The following is a 9,833-nucleotide window of genomic DNA, read 5'->3' as shown; positions in this document are numbered from 1 at the left end:
TTTATTTAATTCCCTATATATTGAGATTCTTTTATTTACTTTACTAATTAAATTTTGTAATTCAAATAAATGCTTCTCACCGCTGTAACATACACCATTTTGCATATCGATAACAATCAAAACATCTGCACAAGTATCCATTTTTTCACCTCATATAGATTTGTATTGTATTTATCATTTCAACAAATTTTCTTATTGATCGAACTGGCTTTATCTTTCATTTTATATACTTTTAATAACTTTCGCTGGGTTACCGGCCACAATAGTATTAGAAGGAACATCTTTCGTAACGATAGAACCTGCAGCTACAATTGAGTTATCTCCAATCGAAATGCCAGGTAAAATTGTACAACTACCTCCAATCCACACATCGTCTCCAATATGGATTGGAATCGCGTATCCGCTCTTATTTCGATCCTTTGGTTCAATCGAATGACCAGCTGTATAGATCCCTACATTCGGACCAATCATGCAGTTTTTTCCTATTTTCACTTCTGCTATATCTAAGATTGTACAATTATAACCTGCATAGAAATGATCCCCTACATGTATGTTATAACCTAAATCACAATGTAAATTATGCTCGATACTTGGATTTACACCTACTGACCCAAACAGCTCTTTCAATATTTCTTCTTTTCTTTCGAACGATTCTACATTTACATTATTAAACTCTTGAACAAGTTTATGGGCACGAAGATTTTTCATTTTTAATTCTTCTGTCCCACGCTGATAATAAATTTTCTCTTTGACTTCCATTTTGAGACTCCTAACTTATATGTGGTTTATTTTATAAATAACTTCGATCTATAATCTGCTATACCTCAACAAAATTCAATCATTCAACTATTTTGTTTTATCGTGATTTACATACTCTTTTTAAATTAGTAAAACCTTATTTCCTTCCACTCAAAATCATCGCATTTCCTAATACTTTTTTGTTCAATAGAATTTTTGGCAAGTCCATTTCTTTATCAAGTCTAGAGCTATTCAATTCAGATATACCACATTTCTTTAAGTCGCTTAAAAGCTCCTTTTCATCTCCAAATATTTTCTCATCAAAAAACAAATCTAAAAAGACGAAATTTCCACCAGGTTTCAACACTCTTAATGCCTCTTTTATTACATCCGTTCTATTACTTCGATCTTTTACTTCATGAAATGTTAGGCAGCTTACAATTACATTAAATTCATTCTCATTAAAAGGGAGTTCTGAAGCACTTGCTTTCTGAAAATGAATCTGACGAGATACACCTTCTATTTCTGCATTTTGCTGGCATTGCGCTTTTGAATACTCCCAATTATCCCCCCAATAATCAATTCCAGTTAATACAGACATTGGAAAAGCTTTTGCGAGTTTAATAATTAACGAACCGCTGCCAGTACCAATATCTAATAGTGTACCGTCTCCATCCCACTTCACTTTGGACACGATTAAGTCATGTATTTTCGACTGATAATTCCCTCCAATTGATAAGAATTGATACACAGAATAAGAAAGTATAAATGTTATATATAGAAAAGGCACCGCTAAAATTCCTGATACAACTCGTACATATGGATTAACAGATAATAATGTTACCGAAAGTAAGATGATTGAAATCACTAGAAATATAAGCAGTTTATAAATACGAATCCAAGTTTTATATTTAGGTTTTAATTTCAAGATATCACAAACCTTTTCGTTTTTAATTAAATTATACCTCTTCAAAAAAGTCTCGTTAATTCTTTATTAAACCAAACGCCAAAATGATTACCAAATGTTTAGTCTAACAAAACAAACCTCTAATGCTACAACAATGCACTAGAGGTTTGTTAAATAAAGTATTAAACAGTAACTAATTCTTTTTCTTCGCTTCCGATTTTTGTAACGATATCACGAGCGATCCATACGCCACATGCGCTTGCTTGAGCTAAACCACGAGTAACTCCTGCTCCATCTCCACCTAAATATAATCCAGAGATTTCACTTTCAAAGTGTTCATTTAACTTTGGTCGAGCTGAATAGAATTTTGCTTCTACCCCGTAGAAAAGTGTATGTTCTGCAGCGATACCTGGAGTTACATGATTTAATGCTTCTACCATTTCAATTAAACTTTTCATTGTGTTATATGGTAAAACTAATCCTAAGTCACCTGGTACTGCTTCTTTTAAAGTTGGTTCTAAAAAACCTTCTTTAATACGTTTTTCAGTCGAACGGCGACCTTTTAAAATATCTCCGTATTTTTGCACAATTACTCCACCGTGTGAAAGCATGTTTGCAAGGCGTGAAACCTCATGTGCATATTCATTTGGTTTGTCAAATGGTTCTGCGAATTGATGTGATACTAATAATGCAAAGTTTGTATTTGGACTTCCTAATTTAGGGTCCTTATAAGCATGTCCATTAGCAGTCATAATACCTGAATGATTTTCAACTACTACGTGTCCAGACGGATTACTACAGAATGTTCTGACTTTTGTACCCACGCTAGTATTAAATACAAATTTTCCTTCGTATAAGTGCTTGTTAATCTCTTCCATTACTACGTTTGAAGTCTCAACACGAACACCAATATCAACTTGATTCGTTGACATTTTTAAACGACGTTTTTTCATAACATCAGTTAACCATTTTGAGCCATCACGACCAGGTACAATTACAACTTTCTCAGCATGTAATTCTTCACCTTTTTTTAATTTAATTCCCTTTATGATCTGAGTACCTTCAACCTTTTCAGTTATTAAGTCCTCTACTTCAGTTTTATACTTCATCTCGATTTTCGTTTTTAAATACTCATAAATGCTTTTTAGTATTTCTAAATTTTGCTCCGTTCCTAAATGACGAACTTGTGCACGTAATAATTTAAGTCCAGCTGCGTAACCACGACGTTCAATATCTCTAACTTCTTCTGTTAAAGGATCCGTAATCGATTCAGTCGCACCATGTTCTAGATTAATTTCATCTACGTATTTGATTAATTCTACTACTTGTGAATCAGATAAGTAATCTGTCATCCATCCACCAAATTCACTTGTAATATTAAATTTCCCATCTGAATATGCTCCAGCACCACCAAAACCATTTGTAATTGAGCAAGCTGGTAAGCAACCTGAAAATTCTTTTTTCCCTACAGCAGGCGGACATTTTTCAATTTTCTTTTGTAAAATCGGGCAATGTCTTGCGAATATATCATGTCCTTTATCAACAAGTAGTACTTTAGCATTAGGCATTTTTAAAGTTAATTCATAACAAGTAAAGATTCCAGCAGGTCCTGCTCCAACAACTATAACATCATACATCTATATATACCTCCAAATAAGGTTTAAATTATTTCATTTGATCAACCTAAAATAGAATACCATCAATCAGAATGCGTTTCAAGTAAAAACACGAACATTTTTTGTATTATTTTTAAATATTATTCGTTTATATTCAAAGTGAAACCTTTTCATCACAAATCACCTTCTATCAAATAGCCTTTTTTATCCAATATTAGACAATTCAAACTTATTATTAATTAATTGACAACAGACTATTTATAATTTAACAATTTGTTGATTTCATCCTAACTTAACTAAAAGTTAATGATTGAAAGACGAAAATATCCTATTACATAGAATCACAATCACACTTAGTTGAATAGTTATATAAATAACAGATTTTTATATTGGAGATGGAAAATATGCTAGAAGGAAATATAAAGGAAAAGGATGGTAAAGATCATTATCAAAAAACTAATTTAGAAGATGAGGAATTACAATCGAGTCTTGAGAGAAAAATTGTTGCTGTAACATGGGTTAAAGCAGTTGCACAATTATATGAAACGATTACATTATCGAAATTATACACAATTGACAAAGACCCAATCTTTCAAGGGAAAAGAGATATCTTATCCGGAATGTGGATTGGTACAGCTGGTCAAATTTCCATAGCTTTTCACGTTTCTAAGCAATTGTTCACTTCAGATAAAAAAGATTTACTTGAGTTACAAAGAAAAATCGTACTTTCTGATTCCATTCAATTAGTTGGGAACGCTTTGGCGCTTATTGGTGCATCTGAGGTAATTCAAGAGGAAATTGGTGACGGGGAAATATTCCTTTCATAGACATGAATTTATACTAGTTTTATACGCATTATCAAAAACGCTAAATTAAAAAATATAAAATAAATAAATCCCACAGCTATTCCATTGTGGGATTTTAGTTCATAATTTGTTCATGAATCTAAGACAGATTCTCCATTTTAATTCATCATTTTCCCTATTCTTGCACTTCTTGTTTTTCTCTTACTCCTGCATTTAATGCTTTTTGAAAGCTTGAAATCAAGTCTTCAATATCCTCTAACCCAACGGACACTCTTATTAATGTATCTTTAACGCCTAATCTTTCACGAACATCGAGCGGTATTGCAGCATGAGACATTTTTACAGGATATGATACAATTGTCTCAACTCCACCTAATGAAACTGCTACTGCAACGTTTTCGACTGATTGAAGGAAACTTGTCGTTTGTTCAATTGTTTTTAGTGTAAATGAAAGGACTGCTCCTCCTCCAGTAGCTTGCTCAAAATGTACATCGTGACCAGGATGATTTTTTAGTCCTGGGTAATATACATCTTCAACTTCTTCTTGTTCTAAAAGCCAATTTGCTAATTTTGATGCAGTTTGTTCATACGCATCCATACGAACTTTTAACGTCTTTAATCCTCTTAATGTTAGCCAACAGTCCTGTGGACCTAAAATTGCTCCGAATGAATTTTGGATTGTGTATAAATCAGTTGCAAGTTCTTCCGAATTTACGACCGCTAGCCCTCCGATTACATCGCTATGACCTGCAATAAATTTTGTTGCACTATGAACGACAATATCAGCTCCTAAATCTAATGGTCTTTGTAGATATGGCGATAAAAAACTATTATCAACAATGACAAGTATGTCATTTTCTTTTGCTATTTTGATTGCACTACTTAAATCAGTAATTTTCAAAAGAGGGTTAGACGGTGTTTCTAAATAAAGACCTTTTGTATTTGGTTTTATTCCGGCTTTAATCTCTTGTAAATTAGATGCGTCTACAAAAGTAAAATCGATTCCGAAGCGATTTAATACTTTTGTCGCTATTCTAAATGTTCCTCCATACACATCTTCACAGATGACAATATGATCTCCAGCTGAGAACAAAGATAATACAGATGAGATTGCAGCCATCCCTGATGAAAACGCAAAGCCACGCACACCATTTTCTAATTTTGCAATTGTATTTTCCAATGCTTCCCTTGTTGGGTTTCCACTTCTTGCATAGTCGTACTTACCAAAATTCTCTATATCAAATTGATGAAATGTTGAAGTTTGATAAATTGGAATACTTAATGCGCCTGTTGCCTGATCTATTTCATTTCCATTATGAATTAATTTCGTTCCAAATTGCATCCTCATCACCCCAATGCATTTTCTAAGTCATTTAATAAATCATCAATCTGTTCAATACCAACAGATAATCGAAGTGTATGGTCATCTAGACCAAGCTTTCTTTTAAATTCCTCTGGCATTTCTGAATGAGTTTGCGTATGTGGATACGTAATTAATGATTCAACTCCACCTAAGCTTTCTGCGAATGTAATGACTTTTACGCTTCCTAAAACCTGTTCAACCAAACTTAAATCTTTCACTTTAAACGAAATCATAGCACCAAATCCAGTTGCTTGTTCTTTAATAATTGAATACCCTTTATGCGTTGGTAACCCTACATAATATACTTCAGTAACATTCGGATGATTTTCTAAAAACTTCGCAAGTACAATCGCATTTTTTTGACTGTATTCCATACGCAAATGTAATGTTTTAATTCCTCTTAAGATTAACCAAGAGTCAAACGGAGCTAATGTTGCACCTGTTGATTTTTGATAATAACGAATTCGTTCATTCGTATATTCTGAATTAGTCACGACAAAACCAGCGAGTGTATCATTATGACCACCTAAATACTTTGTTCCACTATGAACAACAACATCTGCTCCTAATTCAATTGGTCTAAAGAAATAAGGTGTTAAAAATGTATTATCAACAATCACAATAATATCTCGTTCTTTTGCAATCTCTACTACTCTTTTTAAATCCGTTACTTTCATCATTGGATTTGATGGTGTTTCAATAAAAATTCCTTTCGTGTTCGGTTTAAGTGCAACAAGAATATTTTCAATTTCAGTCGTATCAACAAAATTATGTTCAAGTCCATATGGTGAATAAATTTCTTCGAATAAACGATATGTACCGCCATATAAATCATCTGAAACAATTAGGTGGTCACCTTTTTTAAATAAGCTTAATACTGCAGTAACGGCTGCATTTCCTGTTGAAAATGCAACACCATAATTTGCACTTTCTAATTTTGCTACAGTATTTTCGACTTCTTCTCGAGTTGGATTTTGTAATCTTGCATAATCATATCCAGTCGATTGATGAAGTCCTGCATGTTTAAATGTAGCAGATTGATAAATTGGATAACTAATCGCACCTGTTAATGGATCATACCCTTTGCTTCCATGTACAGCTACAGTTTCAATCGATTTTTTATTCGTGTTTAAAGCCTCTTTTGTGTTAGTCATTATAAATCCCCCATTTTAGTCAAATAAAAAACCACTTCCTAAAAAATAAGAAGTGGTTATGTCCGCAAAATATACATATCGCTCTTATCTTCCAGGTTTTTCACCTGCAGGATTTAGCACTTTCTAGTTTTCACTAGAGTTGCCGGGTTTCGTCGGGCCAGTCCCTCCACCGCTCTTGATAAGATTATTTAATTATATTGATAAGTATATTAAAAACTCTGATAATTATCAATCATTTTTTTTCATCATTTAATTATTGGCTTTTCATTTCCATTCTTCAGGTAATAAACTTTGATAAAGAGTGCTCCTATATCGGTCATCAATTAGTAATAAAGTCCCTTCATCTGATTCAGATCGAATAACTCTTCCACCCGCTTGCATTACTTTATTCATACCCGGAAAGACATATGCATAATAATACCCATTTTTTCCAACCGAATGAAAATGCTCCTTTAAAATATTTCTTTCTAAACAAATCTGTGGCAATCCTACACCAACTACTACGACACCGTTTAATCGATCACCCTTTAAATCAATCCCTTCAGAGAATATACCACCTAATACAGCAAAGCCAACTAACGTTTCCTCATTAAGACTATCAAACCGTAAAAGGAACTCTTCTCGTTCAATTTCAGTCATACCATTTTCTTGAACAATTGTTTTTATGTTAGGATACTTCTCTTTAAATAAATCAACACTTTGAATTAAATATTGATAAGACGGATAAAAAACTAAAAAATTACCTTTTCTTTTCGTAATTTCTTTATACACCGAATCAATTAATCTTTCTAAATTTCTTTCACGATCCTGATATCGAGTGGATAGAGGGTCAATTGTTACTTCTAGTTGTTCTCTATGAAAAGGAGAATCGATTGAAATTGTATAATCGCGACTTTGATCACCTAGCATATCTTGAAAATATTGAATTGGCGTTAAAGTAGCTGAAAAATAAATTGTTGAGCGAAATCTTTTTATGACGTCATTTACTACTTTAGAAGGATCTAGGCAAAACAACTTTAAATGAACTTCACTTTTATAAAATTCATAGTAGCATACGTAATTTTCATCAAAAAAATCTGCGATTTTAACAAAGTTTAGTGATTCAAAATAAGTATCGAGTAGAATTTGTTTATTTTCGTCCTCGTCCATTTCCTGCAATTTTATTTCGACGATTTCATTAAAAGCATGTAGAAGTTCCAATAAATTCTCATCAATTTCCTTTGAAACTGGTGATACAACGTCCTTCAGTTTCTTTCTTAATTCAATAAATCGCTTATTTATTTCATTTATTATGTCATAAAGTTCATCTTTTAAATTTTTATACCTATTTTTCAACTCTAAAAATTTAGATTTGAATAGACTTGCAGAATACATTTCTCTTGCACGATCAACAAGATTATGAGCTTCATCAATTAATAAAACTGAACTTCGTTTATATTCATCAAATAATCGTTTTAATGATACTCGTGGATCGAAAATATAATTCACATCACAAATAATAGCATCTGAAGAATTTAATAAATCTAATGAGTATTCAAAAGGACAGACTGTATGTTTTCGTGCATATTCTTCTATTTTCTCCCTAGTTAATGCTTTTTCCGATGTAAGAATATCAAGAACAGCCTCATTTATCCTGTCATAATAACCATTGGCAAATTCACAATAATCCTTTTGACACATCGTCTCTTCTTTAAAACAGATTTTATCTTTTGCTGTAATCGTCGTACACTTTATACAAAGCCCTTGATCTGTCATGCGCTTAAACGCTTCTTCAGCAACAGTCCTAGTAATCGTCTTAGAAGTTAAGTAAAACATTCGATTGATACTATTTTCACCAATACTTTTAACAGTTGGAAAAATAGTTGAAACTGTTTTTCCTATTCCAGTTGGTGCAACAGCAAATAAATTATTACCTTCCTGAATCGTTTGATATACCGCACCAGCTAACTTTCTTTGACCTTTTCTGAATGAAAGAAAAGGAAAATTTAATTCTTTTATTGTCTCATTCCTAAACTCAATATGATCGTATTTCCATTTTGCAAAAGGATAATAAATTTCTAGCATTTTGTATAAGTAATTTGTTAATTCATCCTTGGTAAACAAAAGATCGAAGCTTATTTTTTGCTCAGTTAAAATATTAAAATATGTAAGTCTAAGTGTAATCTTTTCAAGCTGTAATTCTTCACAAATAAAATACCCATAAACTTTTGCTTGAGCCCAATGAACAGGATATGAATTTTCATTTATTTCATTCAAATCCTTCATTGTTGATTTAATTTCTTCTATTATATATTGATCATCCTTCAGTAATAATCCATCACATCGACCTTCTATCTGAAACACCAATTGATCCAATTCTATGGTGCCGGATATAGGTCGTTCTTTTACATCCTCTTCACCATATTCTCTTTGGATTTTTTGATGTGCCTTTGTTCCTTCAATTAATGAAACCGAACTTTTATATGTTACATTGATACTTCCCGCTGTATGAGCATACTCAACTAGCGTTCGAACTGAAACCTTTATACAATTCTCCAAGTGAGTACCCTCCTTTTTTTACATTTTATCATAATTCTTCTTTCTTGATTTAGAATGAAAAGTACTAATAAAAAAGTTCAAGTTAAATTAACTTGAACTTTTAGAGATTAGAATACACTATTCAACTAGCAATATAAGACTTGAATATTATATTTTCTGTAGAATTGCAATAATCTCTCCATATCATCTTTTATTGCTTCTAGTGGCACTACAATGGCTTGCATACTTGTAAAGTATATATAAAAGTAATTCTTCGTTCCTTTTATTTCAACTATATCATCCCACTTTATTTCATGAACACTTGATTGTGTAATTTCTTTAATCCCATTCTCATCTACCTTTAGAGAATGTTCTCCAAATAATGATTGATCGTTCTTTTCAGTTAAATGCTTAATCATTTTGTTTTTTGATGAACGGTAGAAATACTTTGGAAAATAAATGAACCAAACAATGGCTGCTAACGAAAAGGCAAGTAAATAACCAAAAAGCGGTTGTTTGAAAAGAAAGGAAATTAAAAATGGTATTACTAAATAGATTAAACTCACAGCAATACGTTGGTTAATTAACGATTTTTGAACAGTTTTTGAGTGTTTTAAGTGATGTAAATTAAATTCAATATAATCATCCAAATTAATTTCATAATTAAGTTTCATACTTGACCTCCATTTTCGCAAAAATATTTTAATCACTACTATTTTAACATTAGAAAAA

Annotated in this window: 8 protein-coding genes, 1 pseudogene and 1 riboswitch; of the genes and pseudogenes, 1 reads left to right on the top strand and 8 read right to left on the bottom strand. The window is 32.0% G+C overall.

All coding sequences use genetic code 11. From position 1 onward, the window contains the following. The 4 genes and pseudogenes from CN514_RS18445 to CN514_RS18430 form a co-directional block, all read right to left on the bottom strand. Positions 1-141: pseudogene (locus CN514_RS18445) on the bottom strand (cysteine hydrolase family protein); the annotation flags it as partial. Positions 142-222: 81 nt separating this feature from the next. Continuing rightward, complete coding sequence (locus CN514_RS18440; RefSeq protein ID WP_098233857.1) at positions 223-759, bottom strand: sugar O-acetyltransferase; 537 nt, start codon at positions 757-759, stop codon at positions 223-225. A 136-nt stretch (positions 760-895) separates the two neighbouring features. Next, positions 896-1,669, bottom strand: coding sequence for a class I SAM-dependent methyltransferase (locus CN514_RS18435; RefSeq protein WP_098233858.1), 774 nt, complete (start codon positions 1,667-1,669; stop codon positions 896-898). 158 nt (positions 1,670-1,827) lie between these two features. After that, entirely contained in the window at positions 1,828-3,282 is a 1,455-nt protein-coding gene (locus tag CN514_RS18430; RefSeq protein WP_098233856.1) for an NAD(P)/FAD-dependent oxidoreductase, read from the bottom strand. A 383-nt stretch (positions 3,283-3,665) separates the two neighbouring features. Here CN514_RS18430 and CN514_RS18425 point away from each other — a divergent pair, with 383 nt between their 5' ends. Beyond that, a complete protein-coding gene (locus CN514_RS18425; RefSeq protein ID WP_098233855.1) occupies positions 3,666-4,088 on the top strand; it encodes a hypothetical protein in 423 nt (140 codons plus the stop codon). Positions 4,089-4,242: 154 nt separating this feature from the next. Here the strand turns inward: CN514_RS18425 and CN514_RS18420 are convergent, their stop codons facing one another. The 4 genes from CN514_RS18420 to CN514_RS18405 form a co-directional block, all read right to left on the bottom strand. Continuing rightward, entirely contained in the window at positions 4,243-5,409 is a 1,167-nt protein-coding gene (locus tag CN514_RS18420; protein WP_098233854.1) for a trans-sulfuration enzyme family protein, read from the bottom strand. Positions 5,410-5,414: 5 nt separating this feature from the next. After that, positions 5,415-6,584 (bottom strand): trans-sulfuration enzyme family protein, encoded by a 1,170-nt coding sequence (locus CN514_RS18415; RefSeq protein ID WP_098233853.1) that lies wholly within the window; start codon positions 6,582-6,584, stop codon positions 5,415-5,417. A gap of 81 nt (positions 6,585-6,665) precedes the next feature. Continuing rightward, a riboswitch (SAM riboswitch) is annotated at positions 6,666-6,769 on the bottom strand. Between the two features lie 79 nt (positions 6,770-6,848). Beyond that, positions 6,849-9,122, bottom strand: a complete 2,274-nt coding sequence (locus CN514_RS18410) for an ATP-dependent DNA helicase (protein WP_098233852.1) — start codon at positions 9,120-9,122, stop codon at positions 6,849-6,851. A gap of 125 nt (positions 9,123-9,247) precedes the next feature. Continuing rightward, complete coding sequence (locus CN514_RS18405; RefSeq protein ID WP_098233851.1) at positions 9,248-9,775, bottom strand: YcxB family protein; 528 nt, start codon at positions 9,773-9,775, stop codon at positions 9,248-9,250. Between the last annotated feature and the right edge of the window lie 58 nt (positions 9,776-9,833).

This window comes from Bacillus sp. AFS001701 (assembly GCF_002559405.1).
Lineage (GTDB): Bacteria > Bacillota > Bacilli > Bacillales > Bacillaceae_G > Gottfriedia.
This window is presented reverse-complemented; position numbering and strand designations above follow the sequence as displayed.

Excerpts from the sequence above, each read along its gene's own strand:
- CN514_RS18430 (WP_098233856.1), bottom strand. The coding sequence starts at position 3,282 with ATGTATGATGTTATAGTTGTTGGAGCAGGACCTGCTGGAATCTTTACT.
- CN514_RS18415 (WP_098233853.1), bottom strand. The coding sequence starts at position 6,584 with ATGACTAACACAAAAGAGGCTTTAAACACGAATAAAAAATCGATTGAA.
- CN514_RS18440 (WP_098233857.1), bottom strand. The coding sequence starts at position 759 with ATGGAAGTCAAAGAGAAAATTTATTATCAGCGTGGGACAGAAGAATTA.
- CN514_RS18425 (WP_098233855.1), top strand. The coding sequence starts at position 3,666 with ATGCTAGAAGGAAATATAAAGGAAAAGGATGGTAAAGATCATTATCAA.
- CN514_RS18420 (WP_098233854.1), bottom strand. The coding sequence starts at position 5,409 with ATGCAATTTGGAACGAAATTAATTCATAATGGAAATGAAATAGATCAG.
- CN514_RS18405 (WP_098233851.1), bottom strand. The coding sequence starts at position 9,775 with ATGAAACTTAATTATGAAATTAATTTGGATGATTATATTGAATTTAAT.